The sequence below is a fragment of the Bradyrhizobium sp. HKCCYLS3077 genome (assembly GCF_051167555.1).
Classification (GTDB): Bacteria; Pseudomonadota; Alphaproteobacteria; order Rhizobiales; family Xanthobacteraceae; genus Bradyrhizobium.
Window position 1 is genome coordinate 812,855 of record NZ_JBNPTH010000003.1, and the last position, 18,582, is coordinate 831,436.

At 66.2% G+C, this 18,582-nt stretch carries 17 protein-coding genes; 15 read left to right on the forward strand and 2 right to left on the reverse strand.

All coding sequences use genetic code 11. The features are described from left to right. Window positions 1–256: 256 nt before the first annotated feature. The 10 genes from ACQR0Z_RS15710 to ACQR0Z_RS15755 all read left to right on the forward strand — a co-directional run bounded on the left by ACQR0Z_RS15710 (window position 257) and on the right by ACQR0Z_RS15755 (window position 10,409). The gene (locus ACQR0Z_RS15710; protein WP_434919211.1) at window positions 257–1,156 is read left to right on the forward strand and encodes a LysR family transcriptional regulator; all 900 of its coding nucleotides are present in this window, start codon (window positions 257–259) and stop codon (window positions 1,154–1,156) included. 397 nt (window positions 1,157–1,553) lie between these two features. Continuing rightward, window positions 1,554–2,930, forward strand: coding sequence for an MFS transporter (locus ACQR0Z_RS15715; protein ID WP_434919212.1), 1,377 nt, complete (start codon window positions 1,554–1,556; stop codon window positions 2,928–2,930). Between the two features lie 40 nt (window positions 2,931–2,970). Continuing rightward, a complete protein-coding gene (locus ACQR0Z_RS15720; protein ID WP_434919213.1) occupies window positions 2,971–3,996 on the forward strand; it encodes an amidohydrolase family protein in 1,026 nt (341 codons plus the stop codon). Window positions 3,997–4,025: 29 nt separating this feature from the next. Continuing rightward, window positions 4,026–4,709: a 4-carboxy-4-hydroxy-2-oxoadipate aldolase/oxaloacetate decarboxylase gene (gene ligK, locus ACQR0Z_RS15725; RefSeq protein WP_434919214.1), complete on the forward strand. Its 684-nt coding sequence runs from the start codon at window positions 4,026–4,028 to the stop codon at window positions 4,707–4,709. 3 nt (window positions 4,710–4,712) lie between these two features. Next, window positions 4,713–5,636, forward strand: a complete 924-nt coding sequence (locus tag ACQR0Z_RS15730) for a DUF1932 domain-containing protein (protein WP_434919215.1) — start codon at window positions 4,713–4,715, stop codon at window positions 5,634–5,636. A gap of 8 nt (window positions 5,637–5,644) precedes the next feature. Beyond that, window positions 5,645–6,559, forward strand: coding sequence for an amidohydrolase family protein (locus ACQR0Z_RS15735; RefSeq protein WP_434919216.1), 915 nt, complete (start codon window positions 5,645–5,647; stop codon window positions 6,557–6,559). 13 nt (window positions 6,560–6,572) lie between these two features. Continuing rightward, window positions 6,573–6,962 carry a protocatechuate 4,5-dioxygenase subunit alpha gene (gene ligA, locus ACQR0Z_RS15740; RefSeq protein WP_009030426.1) on the forward strand — a complete coding sequence of 130 codons (390 nt, stop codon included), beginning with the start codon at window positions 6,573–6,575 and terminating at the stop codon, window positions 6,960–6,962. Further along, complete coding sequence (locus ACQR0Z_RS15745; protein ID WP_006609597.1) at window positions 6,963–7,826, forward strand: class III extradiol dioxygenase subunit beta; 864 nt, start codon at window positions 6,963–6,965, stop codon at window positions 7,824–7,826. Continuing rightward, entirely contained in the window at window positions 7,827–8,786 is a 960-nt protein-coding gene (locus tag ACQR0Z_RS15750) for a Gfo/Idh/MocA family oxidoreductase (RefSeq protein ID WP_434919217.1), read from the forward strand. A 138-nt stretch (window positions 8,787–8,924) separates the two neighbouring features. Beyond that, window positions 8,925–10,409, forward strand: coding sequence for an AMP nucleosidase (locus ACQR0Z_RS15755; protein ID WP_434919218.1), 1,485 nt, complete (start codon window positions 8,925–8,927; stop codon window positions 10,407–10,409). 11 nt (window positions 10,410–10,420) lie between these two features. Here ACQR0Z_RS15755 and ACQR0Z_RS15760 read toward each other — a convergent pair whose 3' ends face one another. Further along, the gene (locus ACQR0Z_RS15760) at window positions 10,421–10,822 is read right to left on the reverse strand and encodes a winged helix-turn-helix transcriptional regulator (RefSeq protein ID WP_434919219.1); all 402 of its coding nucleotides are present in this window, start codon (window positions 10,820–10,822) and stop codon (window positions 10,421–10,423) included. 100 nt (window positions 10,823–10,922) lie between these two features. Between ACQR0Z_RS15760 and ACQR0Z_RS15765 the strand changes: the two genes are divergently transcribed. Beyond that, window positions 10,923–12,041 (forward strand): NADH:flavin oxidoreductase, encoded by a 1,119-nt coding sequence (locus ACQR0Z_RS15765; RefSeq protein ID WP_434919220.1) that lies wholly within the window; start codon window positions 10,923–10,925, stop codon window positions 12,039–12,041. Window positions 12,042–12,248: 207 nt separating this feature from the next. Here ACQR0Z_RS15765 and ACQR0Z_RS15770 read toward each other — a convergent pair whose 3' ends face one another. Then, window positions 12,249–13,412 carry a cytochrome P450 gene (locus ACQR0Z_RS15770; protein WP_434856682.1) on the reverse strand — a complete coding sequence of 388 codons (1,164 nt, stop codon included), beginning with the start codon at window positions 13,410–13,412 and terminating at the stop codon, window positions 12,249–12,251. Window positions 13,413–13,547: 135 nt separating this feature from the next. On the opposite strand from ACQR0Z_RS15770, the gene ACQR0Z_RS15775 reads away from it, so the two are divergent. The 4 genes from ACQR0Z_RS15775 (at window position 13,548) to ACQR0Z_RS15790 (ending at window position 18,559) form a co-directional block, all read left to right on the forward strand. Next, complete coding sequence (locus ACQR0Z_RS15775) at window positions 13,548–14,468, forward strand: helix-turn-helix domain-containing protein (RefSeq protein WP_434919221.1); 921 nt, start codon at window positions 13,548–13,550, stop codon at window positions 14,466–14,468. Window positions 14,469–14,627: 159 nt separating this feature from the next. Then, complete coding sequence (gene pobA / locus ACQR0Z_RS15780; RefSeq protein WP_434919222.1) at window positions 14,628–15,800, forward strand: 4-hydroxybenzoate 3-monooxygenase; 1,173 nt, start codon at window positions 14,628–14,630, stop codon at window positions 15,798–15,800. 74 nt (window positions 15,801–15,874) lie between these two features. Continuing rightward, window positions 15,875–17,428, forward strand: a complete 1,554-nt coding sequence (locus ACQR0Z_RS15785) for a sensor domain-containing diguanylate cyclase (protein ID WP_434919223.1) — start codon at window positions 15,875–15,877, stop codon at window positions 17,426–17,428. 102 nt (window positions 17,429–17,530) lie between these two features. After that, window positions 17,531–18,559: a LacI family DNA-binding transcriptional regulator gene (locus tag ACQR0Z_RS15790; protein WP_434919224.1), complete on the forward strand. Its 1,029-nt coding sequence runs from the start codon at window positions 17,531–17,533 to the stop codon at window positions 18,557–18,559. The last annotated feature ends 23 nt before the right edge of the window (window positions 18,560–18,582 follow it).

The following is an 18,582-nucleotide window of genomic DNA, read 5'->3' on the forward strand; positions in this document are numbered from 1 at the left end:
ATGCGGGGCTGTCGCGACGAACGGGCGTGCCAGTTAGTTATTCCGTCATGCCCGGGCTCGTCCCGGGCATCCACGTGGTTCCCAGCTTTCCGAACGACGTGGATGGCCGGGACAAGCCCGGCCATGACGCCGCGGAGGCAGGCAAGCGCAATTCCCCGAGCGTCAAACGCCATGGCGCTCCCGCTGGCCGTGGGAGGTTGCATCCAGCGCGCGCATCGGACGTCGCGTCGCACGGCTCGGACTCGCGGGTCCGCCCATGAACCTCAAGCAGCTCGAATATTTCGTCCAGGTCGCCGAGCTCGGCTCCTTTAGCAAAGCCGCCTCCGTGCTCGACGTGGCGCAGCCGGCGCTGTCGCGGCAGGTGCGGGCGCTGGAATCCGAGCTGAAGCAGCAGTTGTTCGCGCGCAATGGCCGCGGCGTCGAACTGACCGAAGCCGGCAAGCGGCTGCTCGATCACAGCGTCGGCGTGCTGCAGCTGGTGGCGCATGCGCGCGAGGATCTCGGCGCCAGCCGTGACGCGCCGGTCGGCCGCGTCACCATCGGCCTGCCGCCGAGCATCGCGCGGCAATTGACCCTGCCGCTGATCGATCGTTTCCGGAAGGAATATCCGGCGGCCCGGCTCGCCGTGGTCGAGGGCCTGTCCACGCATGTCGTGGAGTGGATCACGTCGGGGCGCATCGACGTCGGCATGGTCTACAATCCGGATGCCCAGGCCGGCATCGAGATCACGCCGGTGCTGCAGGAGCCGCTGGCGCTGGTCAGCCACGCGCCGAAGGGCAAGCGCCGCGTCACCGCGCCGCTGCCGATGGCCGAGCTGTCGCGCTACAGCCTGATCATGCCGGAGCGCGTGCACGCGATGCGGCGGCTCTTGGAGACGCAGGCGGCGCTGGCCGGCGTCAAGCTGGACATCGCCTGGGAGGTGTCGAGTGTGCCCTCGATCATCGATCTGGTCTGCGCGGGCTACGGCCATGCCGTGCTGACGCCGAGCGGGGTGGCGGCATCGGGGCGGGCGGCAGAGCTTGCCATCCGTCCGCTGACCGAGCCGGCACCGACCAGCGTGCTGTGCTTTGTTACGTCCGCGCACAAGCGCCCGACGCCGCTGGCGCAGCAGACGATGAAGCTGGCGACGGCGCTGATCAAGAAGCTGCCGCGGTGAATCGCGAATAACGTGAGCTCGGGCGGTGCCACCCTCCCCTTGAGGGGGGGTGGGGTGAGCCACACGGGCAGTCCCGCCGTGGCTTCACCCCACCCCGCTCGCCCGCTTTGCGCGCGAGCGACCCTCCCCTCCAGGGGAGGGTGGAGCCCGCGGCGTCCAGCGGGGCAAAAGCAAGCAGCGGAGCTCTCCAGACCCATTCTAAAATCAGCATGGCTCATCTGATATCTTATGCCATTTCGGAATAGCTGATAGAAGGCCCCCAGCGCTGGCGCGGGCTGTCGCGCTCGGTCACATAGCCGGTCAAGCTGCCGAAGCTGCAGGAGCCGATCGCGCGAGGAACGTGCGCCTGCGGGCCTCGGTTGGAACGCCAGAACAGCACCCCAAGGAAGCAGAAGCGATGCCTACGACCGCCCGTGTCGACGTCCAGGCCTTTCTCGACGACCACCCGTTCTCCGCCTTCCAATGGCTGATCTTCGCGCTCGGCTTCATCATCGTGCTGCTCGACGGTTTCGACACAGCGGCGATCGGCTTCATCGCGCCGTCGCTCTTGAAGGAGTGGGGCATCGAGAAATCGGCGCTCGGGCCGGTGCTGAGCGCAGCGCTGTTCGGCCTGGCCGCCGGCGCTCTGCTCGCGGGTCCCGTGGCCGACCGCCTCGGCCGCAAGCTGGTGCTGGTCGGCTCCGTCCTGATCTTCGGCGTCGCCTGCCTCGTCTCGGCGTTCGCGGGCAACCTGACCGAACTGACCGTGCTGCGTTTCGTCACCGGCCTCGGCCTCGGCGCCGCCATGCCGAACGCCGTCACCTTGCTCAGCGAGTATTGCCCGGGCCGGCTGCGCGCCACCATGACCAATCTGATGTTCTGCGGCTTCCCGCTGGGCGCGGCCTGCGGCGGCTTCCTCGCGGCGTGGATGATCCCGCAATGGGGCTGGCGCAGCGTGCTGGTGCTGGGCGGCGTCACGCCGCTGGTGCTGACCGTGCTGCTGGTCGCGATCCTGCCGGAATCGGTGCACTATCTGCTGTCGCGCGGCGCCAGCGTCGAGCGCGTGCGCAAGGTGATGCGCAAGATCTCGGCCAAGGCCGCCGAGGTCGGCCAGTTCGTGATGCTGGAGCCGGAGCACGCCGAGACCACCCGCCGCGTCAACGCGACCGGCATCGGCATGGTGCTGTCGCCGGTGCTGCGCGTGGGCTCGCTGATGCTGTGGATCACCTATTTCATGGGGCTGGTGATCTTCTACTCCCTGATCAACTGGATGCCGATCCTGTTCAAGGATGTCGGGCTGAACCCGCAGACGGCAACCCTGATCTCGGCGCTGTTCCCGCTCGGCGGCGTCGGCGCGGTGTTCTTTGGTTTCCTGATGGACCGCTTCAACGCCAACCGCATCGTCGCGATCGGCTATGCGCTGACGGCGGTGACGATCTTCCTGATCGGGCAGGCGGCCGGCAACATGGGCTTCCTGGTGGTGATCGTGTTCGCAGCCGGCGTGGTCATGAACACGGCGCAATCGTCGCTGCCGGCGCTGGCGGCGTCGTTCTACCCGACCCAGGGCCGCGCCACCGGCGTCGCCTGGATGATGGGCATCGGCCGCTTCGGCGGTATCGCCGGCTCCTTCCTGGTCGCCGAATTGACCGCGCGGCACCTGACCTTCAGCGAGATTTTCACCGTGATCGCAGTTCCCGGCTTGATCGCGGCGCTCGCCCTTGTGGTAAAGCAGGCGGTCGGACCGGGCGGCCGCGCCAGCGGCAAGGATGTCGGCAGCCCCGTGGTCGCGCATTGAGCGGCGCCGGACGAATGAAAAGCTTGAGGGAGAGACTGACGTGATCATCGACGTGCACGGCCATTACACGACGGCTCCGAAGGCGCTGGAAGAGTGGCGCAACCGGCAGATCGCGGGCATCAAGGATCCGTCCGTGATGCCGAAGGTCTCCGAGCTCAAGATCAGCGACGACGAGTTGCGCGAGAGCATCGAGAGCAACCAGCTCAAGAAGATGAAGGAGCGCGGCAGCGACCTCACCGTGTTCTCGCCGCGCGCGAGCTTCATGGCCCACCACATCGGCGACTTCCAGGTGTCCTCGACCTGGGCTGGGATCTGCAACGAGCTGTGCTACCGCGTCAGTAAGCTGTTCCCGGACAATTTCATCGGCGTCGCCATGCTGCCGCAATCGCCGGGCGTCGACCCCAAGACCTGCATTCCCGAGCTCGAGAAGTGCATCAAGGAATACGGCTTCGTCGGCATCAATCTGAACCCGGATCCCTCGGGCGGCCACTGGACTTCGCCGCCGCTGTCGGACCGGCACTGGTACCCGATCTACGAGAAGATGGTTGAGCTCGAAATCCCCGCGATGATCCACGTCTCGACCAGCTGCAACGCCTGCTTCCACACCACCGGCGCACACTACCTCAATGCCGACACCACGGCGTTCATGCAGTGCCTGACGTCGGACCTGTTCAAGGAATTCCCGACCCTGAAGTTCCTCATCCCGCATGGCGGCGGTGCGGTGCCGTATCACTGGGGCCGCTTCCGCGGGCTGGCGCAGGAGCTGAAGAAGCCGCTGTTGAAGGATCATCTGCTCAACAACATCTTCTTCGACACCTGCGTCTATCATCAGCCGGGCATCGACCTTTTGACCGGCGTGATCCCGATCGACAACATCCTGTTCGCTTCCGAGATGATCGGCGCCGTCCGCGGCATCGATCCGGAGACCGGCTTCTACTACGACGACACCAAGCGCTACATCGAGGCCGCCAAGCTGACGCCCGAGCAGCGCCACCAGATCTACGAGGGCAATGCCCGGCGCGTGTTCCCGCGGCTCGACGCCGCGTTGAAGGCCAAGGGCAAGTAATCTAAAGGGCAAGCGATATGAGCACCCCCATGAACAATCTCGGCGTCGTCAAGACGAACATCACCCGCGCGGACAAGGCGGCGGTGGAGAAGCTGTCGAAGTTCGGCGTCGCCACCATCCACGAGGCGATGGGCCGCGTCGGCCTGATGCAGTGCTATATGCGCCCGATCTACCCGACGGCGAAGATGTGCGGCACGGCTGTCACCGTGCTGCTGCAGCCCGGCGACAACTGGATGCTGCATGTTGCGGCCGAACAGATCCAGCCCGGCGACGTCGTCGTCGCCGCCTGCACGGTCGAGAACACCGACGGCTTTTTCGGCGATCTCCTGGCCACCAGTTTTCGCGCCCGCGGTGCCCGGGGCCTCGTCATCGACGGCGGCGTCCGCGACGTCACCGATCTCACCGAGATGCAGTTTCCGGTGTTCTCGCGCGCGATCTCGGCGCGCGGCACGGTCAAGGCGACGCTCGGCTCGGTCAACATCCCGATCGTCTGCGCGGGTGCTGCCGTCAATCCCGGCGACGTGATCGTCGCCGACGTCGACGGCATCGTCGTGGTGCCGGCCGCCGTCGCGCACCAGGCGGCAGATGCCGCCGCCGCGCGCGAGGCCAACGAGGCCGACAAGCGCGAGAAGCTGGCGTCGGGCGTGCTCGGCCTCGACATGTACAAGATGCGCGAGCCCTTGGCGAAGGCCGGGCTCAAATATATCGACTAAGCGATGACCGCGGCGTCCAACCAGTGGCATGTCGGGCTGATCGGCTACGGCGAGGTCGGCAAGATCCTCGCCGAGGATCTGCGCAGGGACGGGGTGCGTGTCTCGGCCTATGATGTGAAGCTCGCCGACAGCCGCGGCGACGTGATGCGTGCTCATGCCGACAGCATCGGCGTGACGCTGACCGCATCGCATGCGGAGCTGGCGGCGCAGGCCGATTTCATCGTCTCCGCCGTGACCGCCAGCCAGGACGTGGCGGTCGCGGACGCCTGCGCGCCGGCGATCAAGCCGGGCGCGTGGTTTCTCGACTTCAACTCGGCCTCGCCCGGTGCCAAGCAGCGCGCGGCGGCGCTGATCGACGGCGCCGGCGGGCGCTATGTCGAGGGCGCCGTCATGACCTCAGTGCCGCCCTATCGCATCAAGGTGCCGCTGCTGCTGGGCGGTGCCGGCGCGCGCGAGCTGGCGCCGCTGCTCAACGATCTCGGCTTCGCCGCCAAGCCGGCCAGCGACAAGCTCGGCGTCGCCTCGGCGACCAAGATGTGCCGCAGCATCATGATCAAGGGCCTCGAGGCGATGGTGATCGAAAGCTTCACCACGGCACGCGCCTACGGGGTCGAGGATGCGGTTCTCGCATCGCTCAAGGAGACCTTTCCCGGCATCGACTGGGAGAAGCAGGGCGCCTATTTCTTTCAGCGCGTGATCGAGCATGGCCGCCGCCGCGCCGAGGAGGTGAGGGAGGTCGCCGAGACCGTGCGCGACATCGGGCTGACGCCATGGTCGGCTGAAGGCACCGCCGAGCGCCAGGCCTGGGTGGCCGATCTCGCCGATGAAGGCCTGTTCGGCGCCCGCGGCACGAAAGACTTCGCGCGCAGCGCCGACTGGCGCACCGAGGCCGATCGCATTCTCAATAAGATCAAATCCAAGGAGTAGGGAACCTCATGGAGTTCCAGAAGACCCCGGGATGGCTCGACTGGTACGACGGTCCGTCGAAGCCGCGCTTCAAGGTGCCGGCCGGCAGCGTCGATGCGCATTGCCACGTGTTCGGCCCCGGCGCCGAATTTCCCTTTGCGCCCGAGCGCAAATACACGCCGTGCGATGCCTCCAAGCACCAGCTCTACGCGCTGCGCGACCATCTCGGCTTCGCTCGCAACGTCGTGGTGCAGGCGACCTGCCACGGCGCCGACAACCGCGCCATGGTCGATGCGCTCGTGCATTCCAACGGCAAGGCCCGCGGCGTCGCCACCGTGAAGCGCAGCGTCACCGACGCCGAGCTGCAGGCGATGCACGACGCCGGCGTGCGCGGCGTCCGCTTCAACTTCGTCAAGCGCCTGGTTGACTTCACGCCCAAGGACGAACTGGTCGAGATCGCCAACCGCATCAACAAGCTCGGCTGGCATGTCGTGATCTATTTCGAGGCCGTCGACCTGCCGGAGCTGTGGGACTTCTTCACCTCGCTGCCGACCACGGTCGTCGTCGATCACATGGGCCGGCCCGATGTCACCAAGCCGGTCGATGGCCCCGAATTCGAGCTGTTCGTGAAGTTCATGCGCGAGCATAACAACGTCTGGTCCAAGGTGAGCTGCCCGGAGCGGCTGTCGGTCAAGGGACCGCCGGCGCTGAACGGCGAGCAGAGTGCCTATCGCGACGTGGTGCCGTTCGCGAAGCGCATCGTCGAGACATTCCCGGACCGCGTGCTGTGGGGCACCGACTGGCCGCATCCGAACCTCAAGGACCACATGCCCGACGATGGCCTGCTGGTCGATTTCATTCCCCATATCGCCGTCACCGAGGAACTGCAGAAGAAGCTCCTGGTCGACAATCCGATGCGGCTGTACTGGCCCGAAGAATCCTAAGAGGAGGGAAGCGATGTCGCTCGACAAACCCTATACCGACGTTCCCGGCACGACCATCTTCGACGCCGACATGTCGCGGATGGGCTATCACCTCAACCAGTTCTGCATGTCCTTGATGAAGGCGGAGAACCGCGCCCGCTTCAAGGCCAATGAGCGTGCCTATCTCGACGAATGGCCGATGAGCGAGGAGCAGAAGCAGGCGGTGCTCGACCGCGATCTCAACCGCTGCATCGCGCTTGGCGGCAATATCTACTTCCTGGCCAAGATCGGCGCGACCGACGGCAAGAGCTTTCAGCAGATGGCCGGCAGCATGACCGGCATGACCGAAGACCAGTATCGCGAGATGATGATCAAGGGCGGCCGCTCGCCTGAGGGCAACCGCTACACCGGGGAGAAGAAGTAAATGGCAAAAATCTCCGCAAGCGTTTTCACCTCGCACGTTCCTGCGATCGGCGCCGCGCTCGACCTCGGCAAGACCGGCGAGGACTATTGGAAGCCGGTGTTCGCCGGTTACGACTTCGCCAAGCAGTGGGAGAAGGAGCAGAAGCCTGATGTCGTGTTCCTGGTCTTCAACGACCACGCGACCGCCTTCAGCCTGGACATGATTCCCACGTTCGCGATCGGCACTGCGGCCGAGTACCAGCCGGCCGACGAGGGCTGGGGCCCGCGACCCGTCCCGAAGGTGATCGGACATCCGAAGCTCGCTGCGCATATCGCGCAGTCGGTGATCCAGGATGATTTCGACCTCACCATCGTCAACAAGATGGATGTCGACCACGGCCTCACCGTGCCGCTCAGCCTGATCTTCGGTCAGGTCGATGCCTGGCCGTGTCCGGTGATCCCGTTCGCCGTCAACGTCGTGCAATATCCGGTTCCGTCGGGCCGCCGCTGCTTCATGCTGGGCAAGGCGATCCGCAAGGCGATCGAGAGCTATGACGAGCCGCTCAACGTGCAGATCTGGGGCACCGGCGGCATGAGCCACCAGCTCCAGGGTCCGCGCGCCGGCCTGATCAACCGCGAATGGGACAACGCCTTTCTGGACAAGCTGATCAACGATCCGGAAGGGCTGTCCAAGGTGCCGCATATCGACTACGTCCGCGAGGCCGGCAGCGAGGGCATAGAGCTCGTGATGTGGCTGATCGCGCGCGGCGCCATGAGCGACGTCAACGAGACCAAGAAGGGCAACGCGCCGACCGTGCGTCACCGCTTCTACCATGTGCCGGCCAGCAACACCGCCGTCGGCCATGTCATTCTGGAGAACAACTAAATGGCCAACACGATCAAGGTCGCGCTTGCCGGCGCTGGCGCCTTCGGCATCAAGCATCTCGACGGCATCAAGAACATCGACGGCGTCGAGGTGGTGTCGCTGGTCGGCCGCCGCTTCGACCAGACCAAGGAAGTCGCCGACAAATACGGCATCAAGCACGTCTCGACCGAGCTTTCCGACAGCCTCAAGCTGCCGGAAGTCGACGCCGTCATTCTCTGCACGCCGACGCAGATGCATGCGGCGCAGGCGATCGACTGCCTCAAGGCCGGCAAGCATGTCCAGGTCGAGATCCCGCTCGCCGACTCGCTGAAGGACGCGCAGCAGGTGGTCGAGCTGCAGAAGGAGACTGGCTTGGTTGCGATGTGCGGCCACACCCGCCGCTTCAATCCCAGCCATCAGTTCGTGCACAAGAAGATCAAGGCCGGCGAGTTCCACATTCAGCAGATGGATGTGCAGACCTACTTCTTCCGCCGCACCAACATGAACGCGCTGGGCCAGCCGCGCAGCTGGACCGACCATCTGCTGTGGCACCACGCCGCGCACACCGTCGACCTGTTCGCCTACCAGGCGGGCTCGCCGATCGTGAAGGCCAACGCGATCCAGGGGCCGATCCATCCGACCCTCGGCATTGCGATGGACATGTCGATCCAGCTCAAGGCCGCCAATGGCGCGATCTGCACCTTGTCGCTGTCGTTCAACAATGACGGCCCGCTCGGCACCTTCTTCCGCTACATCGGCGACACCGGCACCTATATCGCCCGCTACGACGATCTGGTTGATGGCAAGGAACAGAAGATCGACGTATCCAAGGTCGATGTCTCCATGAACGGCATCGAGCTGCAGGACCGCGAGTTTTTCGCCGCGATCCGCGAGGGCCGCGAGCCAAACGCCTCCGTCGCCCAGGTGCTGCCCTGCTACCAGGTGCTGCACGACCTCGACGAGCAGCTTGCCAAGGGCTGAGTGGAGTGCTGAAGTCAGACCCTCCTCGCGCTGATGTGCGCGGGGAGGGCAGCTCCGGCGCCGGGACGATGCGCCGGGAGGCGTTGCGCAGGAACGGCCGCTTCGCTTAACCTTCGGCTTCAGCAAGATGAGGCCGCCTTGACCGTCCATTCTCCGCAATCGTTCCCGACCGAAAGCTTCACCGACGCCGCGGCCGCGGTGGCCCGGCTCGAGGAGATCTACGAGCGCAACACGGCGTTCCTGCGCGGGCATTTTGAGGCCTATGCCAACGGCGTGGTGCCGGCGACGCGCATCCGCGCCACCTATCCCTTCGTGCGCCTCATCACCGCAAGCCATGCGCGTCTCGACTCGCGTCTCGCCTATGGCTTCGTCGCGGGGCCGGGCGTGCACGAGACCAGCATCACGCGGCCGGACCTGTTCCGCTCCTATCTCACCGAGCAGATCCGTCTGCTGATCGAGAACCACGGCGTGCCCGTCGAGATCGGCGAATCCGCCGAGCCGATCCCGGTGCATTTCGCCTACCGCCGCGACATCAACATCGAGACGGCGCTGCCGCATCACGAGAGCCCGCTGGTGACGCGCTCGCTGCGCGACGTGTTCGACGCGCCGGATCTCGCGACCATGGACGACGCCATTGCCGATGGCACGCTCGAGCTGAAGCCGGGCATGCCTGAGCCGCTGTCGCTGTTCCGCGCCGCGCGCGTCGACTACTCGCTGCGCCGACTCTATCACTACACCGGGACCGATCCCGACCACTTCCAGAATTTCGTGATCTTCACGAACTATCAGTTCTATGTCGACGCCTTCGCCGATTGGGGCCGGCAGCAACTGGCGGCCGGGCAGGGCGCGGCGGAAGCTTTCGTCGAGCCGGGTAACGTGATCACGCGCAATGCTCGTCTCGGCGGCGGCACCACCGGCGCAGCGCCGGCGCGCACGCCGCAGATGCCCGCGCTGCATCTCGTCGAGCCCGGTCACCAGGGCATCACTCTCATCAACATCGGCACCGGCCCGTCGAATGCGCGCAACGTCACTGACCACATCGCGGTGCTGCGGCCGCATGCCTGGCTGATGGTCGGGCACTGCGCGGGTTTGCGCAACACCCAGCGGCTCGGCGACTACGTGCTGGCGCATGGCTACGTCCGTGAGGACCATGTGCTCGACCAGGAGCTGCCGCCCTGGGTGCCGATCCCCGCGCTGGCCGAGGTGCAGGTCGCGCTCGAAGAGGCCGTGGAGGCCGTCACCGGCTATTCCGGCTTCGAGCTGAAGCGGGTGATGCGCACCGGCACGGTCGCGAGCGTCGACAACCGCAATTGGGAGATCTCGGGCCCCGCCGTGATCCGGCGGCTGTCGCAATCGCGCGCCGTCGCGCTCGACATGGAGTCGGCCGCCATCGCCGCCAACGGCTATCGCTTCCGGGTGCCCTACGGCACCTTGCTCTGCGTGTCGGACAAGCCGCTGCATGGCGAGATCAAGCTCGCCGGCATGGCCAGCGACTTCTACCGCCAGCGCGTCGGCCAGCATCTCCAGATCGGGCTGAAGGCGCTGGAGCTACTGAAGCACCAGGAGTCGGAGCGGCTGCATTCGCGCAAGCTGCGCAGCTTCGCCGAGGTCGCGTTTCAGTAGCCGCCCTGAGATCAGCACGCCCGGCGCTCGTCGAATGCCTGACGCGCCTGCTCGACCTCCGGCATCTTGGCAATGGTCCAGGCGTAGAGCGCGCGGAATGGCGGCTGCAAGGTGCGGCCGAGCGGCGTGATCTCGTATTGGACGGCGATCGGTGACCCCGCGATCACTTCCCGCGATACGAGGCCATTGCGCTCAAGCCTGCGCAGGCACTGCGTCAACGCCTTTTGTGTCACGCCTTCGAGCTGCTTCTTGATCGCGTTGAAGCGCAGCGGGCCGCCGTCGAGCACCGCCAGCACCATCATCGACCATTTGTCGGCGATCTGGTCGATCAGCACCCGGCTCGGGCATTCCGACGAGAAGTGCTGCGGCTTACAGCGAAGCGGGGCGGTCTCGGACGTCGGCGTAGCGGTCACGGTGGTTTCCTCGGATATACCTGAGCGACTTCGGGTGCCCCATTGACTTCAGGTTTCCGAAGTATACTGGAGCGGTTCCGAACGCAATGGAGCCTTCTGAATGTCCGATCTCGATACCAGCGTGCTGTTTCGTCCGTTTCGCCTGAAGTCGCTGGAACTGAAGAACCGCATCGTCATGGCGCCGATGACGCGCAACGCAGCGCCGAACGGCATCCCCGGCGAGGCCAACGCCGCCTATTACCGCCGCCGCGCCGAGGGCGGGGTGGGGCTGATCCTGACCGAGGGCACGGTGATCAACCGCCCGGCCTCGCGCAACGAGCCCAATATTCCCTTCTTCCACGGCGAGGCCGCGCTGGCCGGCTGGCAGACCGTGGCGAGCGCCGTGCACGCCGCCGGCGGCCGCATCGCGCCGCAGATCTGGCACACCGGCTCGACCAAGGGCATGAGCCGCTGGGAGCCGGACGCGCCGGTCGAGAGCCCCTCGGGCCTGATCGCGCCGGAAAAGCCGCGCGGCAATACAATGACCGAGAACGACATCGCCGACACCGTTGCGGCGTTCGCGCAGGCTGCGGCCGATGCCAAGCGCGCCGGCTTCGACACGGTCGAGGTCCATGGCGCGCACGGTTATCTGGTCGACGAGTTCTTCTGGTCCGGCACCAACAAGCGCGAGGATCGCTATGGCGGGCCGACCATCAAGGAGCGCTCGCGTTTTGCCGGCGAGATCGTCGCGGCGATCCGCAAGGCGGTCGGGTCCGACTTCCCGATCATCCTGCGCGTCAGCCAGTGGAAGCAGCAGGACTACGCGACGCGCCTCGCCGAGGCGCCCGCGTTGATGGGCGACTGGCTGCAGCCGCTGGTCGACGCCGGCGTCGACATCCTGCACTGCTCGCAGCGCCGCTTCTGGGAGCCGGAGTTTCCGGAGATCGACGGCGAGAAGGGGCTCAACTTCGCCGGGTGGGCGAAGAAGATCACGGGCGCGGCGACCATCAGCGTCGGCTCGGTCGGCCTGTCCGACGAGTTCTTCTCGGCCTTCGCCGGCAAGCCGTCGAGTTCGGCCGATCTCGATGCGCTGCTCGAGCGCATGGCGAAGGACGAGTTCGACCTCATCGCCGTCGGCCGCGCGCTGATCAGCGATGCGGATTGGGTGGCGAAGATCAAGGCCGGCGACAAGGCCGGATTGAAGGGCTTCAACGCGGCGGATCTTGGCGCGCTGGTGTGAGCTGTCGCGGTTTGCTCGGTCTTCACCTCTCCCCGCGTGCGGGGAGAGGTCGGATGGCATCGGAGATGCCATCCGGGTGAGGGGGCTCTCCGCGCGGTCGGTGGGTGAGGCCGCCCTCACCCCAACCCTCTCCCCGTAAGAACGGGGAGAGGGAGCGCACCGTCAGCGGGGCGCGAGCCTGGGTTCTCATCTAGTCCTTGCAACTAACTAATGCACCGTCAGCTCCAGATACAGCGGGCTGCGGAAGGTCGAGGACGGCATCCACGGCAGTTGCTCCTGGGTGCGGCGATACTCGGGCACGACCTTGTGGAATTCGTCGAACGCGATCTTGATCGCCATCCTCGCGATCGCTGAGCCTAAACAGGCATGGACGCCGCCGCCGAAGCCGAGATGGCCGCGTGGCTTGCGGGTGATGTCGTAGACATCGGGATTTGGAAACTGCCGCTCGTCGCGATTGGCGGAGCCGTAGGCGAGGCAGACGAAGTCGCCTTCGCGCATCGTCTGGCCGTGCAAAGTGAGATCCTTCTGCAGGCAGCGGCGGAAGCGTTGGGCCGAGGTGTTGAAGCGCAGCGACTCTTCCACCGCATCCGCCAGCAGATCGGGATTGGCGACGACGGCGCGGCGAGCGTCCGCATGGTCTGCGAGATTGTAGGCCAGCATGCTCATGAAGCCGCCGAGCGACTCGATGCCGGCCATGATCAGGGTCGTCGTCGTCAGCAGCACCTCGCGCTCGTCGAGCCGGTCGCCGTCGATCTCGGCCATGCTGAAATGCGAGATCAAATCGTTCTGTGGCCGCGCGCGGCGTTCGGCGATGACGGATGCCGCATAGTCCTGCATCCAATTATAGGCCGCGATGTGCTGCGGCCCCTTGGCGCGGCTGACCGGATCGCTCTGCACCATCAGCACGGCCTTGTCGCGCACCGTCTGCTCGTCGCCGAGCGGCAGGCCGAGCGCCGCGAACAGCACGCGCACGGTGAACTTGGACGAGAACGCCTCGATGAAGTCGAAGCGCTCCTGGCCGCGCAGCGCCTCGGCGCTGGCGCGGGCGATGTCGCGGATCGGACCTGACAGGCTCTCCAGGTTGCGCTTCATGAAGGCGTGCTGCACGAGACCGCGCAGCCGGTCGTGGCGCGGCGGGTCGGTGGTGCCGAGCGTCGCGCCGGCGCGGTTCGGCAGCTCGGTCATCAGATTGCCCTTGGCCGAGGAATAGGTCTGCCAGTTGGTGCCGGCCGCGGCGACATCGGCGTAGCGCGACAGGATCCAGACCTGGGCCTGGGGACTCCAGAAGCACGGGTGCTCGTCGCGCAAGGTCTTGTAGAACGGGAACGGGTCAGCATCGACCGCCGGCGAATACGGATCGAACGTGAACATCTCCTGGGCCTCCTCTCCATTGAGTATGGTCGTTGTTGTTCTTTTCACGATCCTAACCGCGTCCTTGCCGCGGCGTGAGACACGAACGCCGGCCAAGACTTGTACTTTTCCGGCATTCCGGCTTAGCTGTCGCGCATGCCACGCTTTCGCACCAAGCCGTCGATCCCTGCCTTCGCGCTGTATGGCGAGGCGTCCGCCGCGCAGCCGGACATGCTGCATATCGAGCCGATCCAGGTGCGCAGCAAACTGTATCGCTGGGAGATCGAGGCGCATACCCATCAAGGCCTGCATCAGATCCTCTGGGTGGCGTCCGGCCCGGCTGACATCGCCTTGGACGAACGCCGCGAGCGCTGCACCGGGCCAGTGGCGGTGATCATTCCGCCGGGAGTCGTGCATGCCTTCCGCTTCTCGCGCGACACCGACGGCTACGTGCTCACCTTCAATCCGCGTGCGGTGGTCGAAGGCGACGTCCCGGCCACCGGCGAGGCGCTGCGCGACCTGTTCGCGACCGCGCAGATCCTGCCCCTCGATCCGCAGGCGGTCGCCACCCGACGCATCGCCGCGCTGTTCGTCGACCTCGCCGATGAGTTCGCCGCCGCGGACTCGGCGGCCTCGCCGGTGCCGCATTGGCTGGGGCGCTCGATCGTGTGGCGGCTGGCGCAGCAGAGCGCGCGGCTGTCGGAGGGCGCGCGGCGCGGCAGCGGACAGGCCGCGTTGTTCACCCGCTTCATCGTGCTGGTCGAGGCGCATCACCGCGATCACTGGTCGGTGGCGCGCTATGCCGACCAGCTCGGCATGACGCCGGAACGGCTGAACCGGCTGACCCGGGCGGAGACCGGACAGTCTGCGCTCGATATCGTGCATGCGCGGCTGGCCCGCGAGGCCTGCCGCCGGCTCACCTACATCGCGGCGCCGGTGTCGAAGCTGGCGTTCGAGCTCGGCTTCAAGGACCCCGCCTATTTCTGCCGCTTCTTCAAGCGCCATACGGGGGCGAGCCCGCGCGATTACCGCCGTGCCATGGGCGTCGGTGATGACGCCGCGCGTCGCGCAGGCTGAGCCGTGGGTGGGGGCGTTCTGTTGCGCTGCGGCATGGTGCCGGAAAAGTGCAAGAGATTGCCGGGTCCATCCAAGTGACCAGCCGCAATCCTTGCTAAAATCCGCGACTGACAAGCAAAGCCAACAAGCCTGTTGTCGCGAATCCGGGAGAAGAAGCCCATGAAAGTCCAAGTCTGCATCATCGGCGGCGGCCCGTCGGGCCTGATGCTGTCGCAACTCCTGCATCTGCAGGGCATCGACACGATCATCCTGGAAAAATCCAGCCGCGACTACGTGCTGTCGCGCATTCGCGCCGGCGTGCTCGAGCATGGTTTTGCCAAGCTGATGCGCGAGGCGCAGTGCGGCGAGCGCATGGACCGCGAGGGTGAGATCCATCACGGCTTCTACATCGCCCATGACGGCAAGCTCGACCGCGTCGACCTGCACAAATATTCCGGCGGCAATTCGGTGATGGTCTACGGCCAGACCGAACTGACCCGCGACCTCTACGAAGCCCGCGACAAGCTCGGCGGCAAGGTCGTGCACAACGCGCTCGACGTGACGCCGCACGACATCGATTCCGATGCGCCCTACGTCACCTACCGGACCGGCGACGAGGTCATCCGCGTCGATTGCGACTACATCGTCGGCGCCGACGGCTTCCACGGCGTCAGCCGCAAGTCGATCCCGCACGACAAGATCAAGGAGTTCGAGCGGGTCTATCCGTTCGGCTGGCTCGGCGTGCTCTCCCGCACCAAGCCGGTGTCGCCGGAACTGATCTACGCCAAGCACGAGCGCGGCTTCGCGCTGTGCTCGCTGCGCTCGCAGGTGCTGAGCCGCTACTACATCCAGGTGCCGCTGACCGACACGGTCGAGGGCTGGAGCGACGAGGCGTTCTGGGAGGAGCTCAAGCGCCGCCTGCCGGAGGAGGTCGCCGCCAAGCTGATCACGGGACCGTCGATCGAGAAGAGCATCGCGCCGCTGCGCAGCTTCGTCGCCGAGCCGATGCGCTACGGCCGGATGTTCCTGGCCGGCGACGCGGCCCACATCGTGCCGCCGACCGGCGCGCGCGGGCTGAACTCGGCCGCGTCCGACATCTATTATCTCTATCATGGCCTGCTCGATCACTACAAAAAGGGCGACGACCGCGGCATCGACGGCTACTCGCAGCGGGCGCTGGCGCGGATCTGGAAGGCGCAGCGTTTCTCCTGGTGGATGACGACTTTGCTGCATCGCTTCCCCGACCGTCTGCCGTATGAGGACAAGCTGCAGGACACCGAGTTCGCCTATCTGTTCTCGTCCGAGGCCGCGCAGCGGTCGCTGGCGGAGAACTATGTGGGCCTGCCGTTCTAGCGGCTCGCGCCGTCCGTAGGGTGGGCAAAGGCGCGCCAAAGCTGCGAGTTGTTTGCTCCGCTGCATCGCGCGCCGTGCCCACCATTCCTTCCACGCGTGCCGATGTACGGTGGGCACGCGACCGCCCTGCGGTCGTCCGCTTTGCCCACCCTACAAGGCCGCGCATCGACCATCCCAGCTTCAACAAGCACCGCCGTCATCCCGGCATTGAGTGCGGCGAGCGGTCCGCTCTGATCGCCTCGGATGAGTTCCATCACCCCCCCCGACATCGCGATGGACTGTTGCTGATGCTGCTCGCATCGTTCCGCATCTCGGCAAATGCGAGCAGCAGGTTCCCTGTTAGTAGTTCCCTCATTCTTCTCATCAATCGTGCGTTAAGCCGTGCGCGCGATGGTCAGGCGAGGGAGACGCCGATGTCCAACGACCACCATGATGATGCACGCCGCCTGGAAACGCTGGCGGAACTCGACGTTCTGGATACGCCCCGCGAGCGCGCCTTTGACCGTCTGACCGGCCTGTGCCGGAAGATCTTCGACGTGCCGATGTCGACGCTCACTTTCATCGACGGTCATCGTCAATGGTTCAAGGCGGCCGACGGGGTGGCGGACCGCGAGGGCGAGCGCCGTCCGGCCTTCTGCAACTACGCGATCCAGCAGCTCGAACCGCTGATCGTTGCCGACACCCACCGTGATCCGCGTTTTGCCGACAACGTGCTGGTGCATGGGCGGCCCTTCATCCGCTTCTATGCCGGCGCGCAGCTTCGCATCGCCGGCGTCAATGTCGGTACATTGTGTGCGATGGACACGAAGCCGCGCGAATTCAGCGCGCAGGACGCGGAGATTCTGAAAGACCTGGCGGCCATCGCCATCGACGAACTGATGCTGCGCAATCTGAGCATGCGGGACAGCCTCACCGGGGCGCTGTCGCGCCGCGCCTTCCGCAGCGAGGGCGAGCGGCTGCGGGCGCTGGCCGAGCGCCACGGGCACAGGCTGACCTGCGCGCTGATCGACGTCGACCACTTCAAGTCGGTCAACGACCAGTACGGCCATGCCGTCGGCGATCTCGTGCTGTCGCAAGTGGTCGAGAGTTGCCGCGGCGCCCTGCGCGACTCCGATGTCATCGGCCGTCTCGGCGGCGAGGAGTTCGGCATCGTGCTGCCGCACACCAGCCTGGCCCAGGCGATGGCGGTGCTCGAGAAGATGCGCCTGGCGGTGGCCAGCCTCGCGGTCGACAGCCCGTGTGGACCGATACGGGTGACGGCGAGCTTTGGCGCCGTGGACTTCGTTCCCGGGCTGACGTTCGACGCGATGCTGGAGCGTGCCGATCTTGCGATGTATGCGGCCAAGAATGATGGTCGCAACCGCGTTGTCGCGTGGGTGGAGGCGGCTCCGTCGCTCGCGCCCTCGCTGCGGCGCGTGTTCAAGGCCGGGCAGATCGCGTTCAACGCGGGACGATCGACCTTCGACTGCACGGTCCGCGCGCTGTCCGAGACGGCGGCCTCGCTCGACGTGATGTCGGTGGCCGACGTGCCCGAGCAGTTCAAGCTGGCGATCGCCAGTGACGGCATCTCGCGCGCCTGCCGCATGACCTCGCGGTCGGACCGGCGGATCGAGGTCGCGTTCGTGTAGTGCCCAGCGGAACGGGCGCGCGGAACCCAGGTCCTCGGCCCTCAGAAATGAGTTGCGCACCTCAAAAATCGCGCTAAGTTCCTCAACCCGAAGGGGAGGAGCATGGACGCACCGCTGACATTGCGGGATATCGCGCGGCAGGCCGGCGTGAGCCTGGCCACCGTCGACCGTGTGCTGCACAACCGTCCGGGCGTGCGTCCCGACACCGTGCGCCGTGTCAAGGATGCCATGGCGCGCAGCAGCTTTCAGCCGCATGCGGCGGCGTCGGAGCTTGCCCGCGCGCGGTCACGGCGCTTTGCTTTCGTCATGCCGTCCGGACCCAACCCATTCATGCAGCAGATCCAGACGCAACTTGGCGAGATGGCGAACTGGATGGCGGCGCGGCGTCTGACGGTCGATGTGCGAACGACCGACGTATTCGACCCGCTCGTGCTGGCCGGCAGGCTCGACGACCTCGTGGGCCGCGTCGATGGCGTGGCCGTGGTTGCGCTCGATCATCCGAGCGTGCGCGCGGCGATCAACGATCTCGTCGAGTCCGGCGCCAAGGTGGTGACGTTGGTGTCGGACGTGCCGTCGTCGCGCCGGCATCATTATGTCGGGATCGACAATATCGCAGCCGGCCGCACCGCCGGTGCGCTGGTCGGGCGCTTTGCCAGCGGCAGGACCGGGCGGATCGCGATCATGGCCGGCTCGCTCGGCCTGCGCGACCATGCCGAGCGGATCTTTGGCTTCAGCCAGGTGGTGGCGGCGGAGTTTCGGCAATTGGAGGTTTTGCCCGTCGCTGAGGGGCATGACGCGGACGACCGCTCAGAACACCTCATGCGGAAGCTCCTGGCCGAGCATTCGGACATCGTCGGTCTCTACAATGTCGGCGCCGGCACCTCCGGCGTCGCCAAGGCGCTGGCCGAGTCCGGCCGCGCCGGCGAGATCGTGTTCGTCGGCCATGACGTCACGGCGCTGACGCGCAAGCTGCTGCTCTCGGGCGCGATGGATGCGGCGATCTCGCAGAACCCGGGACATGAGGCGCGCTCGGCGCTGCGCGTGCTGCTGGCGCTGGCGCGCGGCGAGCCGATCCTGAGCGAACAGGAAACGATCCGCATCGACATCGTGATGCGCGACAATCTGCTGTGACCGGTGCGGCCGCGTCGCGGCCG